The 485-nt window shown below is 54.8% G+C and carries 1 protein-coding gene; it reads left to right on the plus strand.

Translation table 11 applies throughout. The features are described from left to right. Positions 1-181: 181 nt before the first annotated feature. Positions 182-485 (plus strand): hypothetical protein (locus tag EII11_RS10365; RefSeq protein WP_133306636.1); only part of this gene is annotated, 304 nt, incomplete at its 3' end.

The raw sequence follows: 485 nt of genomic DNA on the forward strand, positions 1-485 counted from the left end.
ACGACACCTACATTATGGTCCGTATCGACCTGGAAAACACCAGCGTCGAACCCCCCTCGGAAGAAGAACTGCGCGCCTTGTGGGATGCTCAAGTCGCTAAAGTCCGCTACTTTAAAGCTATCGAGCGCAGTGAAGAAGTCCTGACCCCTCAAAGCGGACAATCAGGCAAGTGAGAAGTGAGATGACACGACTTAAAGCACATGCTGCACTCATGGCAATCCTTTTCACGTCAGCGACTCTCCTGTCAGCCTGCGCCTACTTCCACACTGAGGAAACCATCATCCCACGCCCAGAACTGCTCACCGCCGAGGAAGCCGGAGGCGGAGAACAAACCCCCATTGGCCCAGATGATCTTCCTGGCGCTGCTGACTGCGGGCCCGACGAGGGAACTTACTACTCTGACCCTAGGGGGACGCGTCATGGTGTGCAATACCTTGATGGTGGTCGCAGGATCATTCTTGGGCTTTTAGATAATCCGCAGAGTA

The sequence above is a fragment of the Schaalia canis genome, from assembly GCF_003858455.1.
Taxonomy (GTDB): domain Bacteria; phylum Actinomycetota; class Actinomycetes; order Actinomycetales; family Actinomycetaceae; genus Pauljensenia; species Pauljensenia canis.